This is a genomic window from Xanthovirga aplysinae, from assembly GCF_009711365.1.
GTDB classification, from domain to species: Bacteria; Bacteroidota; Bacteroidia; order Cytophagales; family Cyclobacteriaceae; genus Xanthovirga; species Xanthovirga aplysinae.
In genome coordinates this window covers 1-350 of record NZ_SMMB01000102.1, presented here as the reverse complement: position 1 = coordinate 350, position 350 = coordinate 1, and the positions used below count along the sequence as shown (strand labels likewise).

1 protein-coding gene is annotated in these 350 nt (G+C 31.4%); it reads left to right on the top strand.

Annotated features, from left to right (window positions below; genetic code table 11):
- Window positions 1-350, top strand: a 350-nt coding sequence (locus tag E1171_RS00115) for a sulfotransferase domain-containing protein (protein ID WP_187696087.1), incomplete at both ends; no start/stop codon positions are given.

Below are 350 nucleotides of genomic sequence, written 5' to 3'. Positions count from 1 at the left end.
TTCCAAAGTCGGGTACGACATGGTTACAAATGATAATGTATCAACTTTGTTCTGATGGGAAAATGAATTTTAATCATATTCATGAGGTGTGTCCTTATTTAGAAAGGATAGATAAACAAACTGATCTTTCAAATGAATTTACCAATAGAAGAATAATTACTACTCATTTACAATATGGAAAATTGCCAAAATCAAAATCAAAATATATCTATGTTGCAAGGAACCCTTTTGATGTTTTAACATCCCTTTATCATCATAGCACCAACTTTGGATATACTGGCTCTTTTGAAGACTCCTTAAATCTTTACTTCAAAGATCGATATGCAGGTGGAAGATGGGGTAAACATATT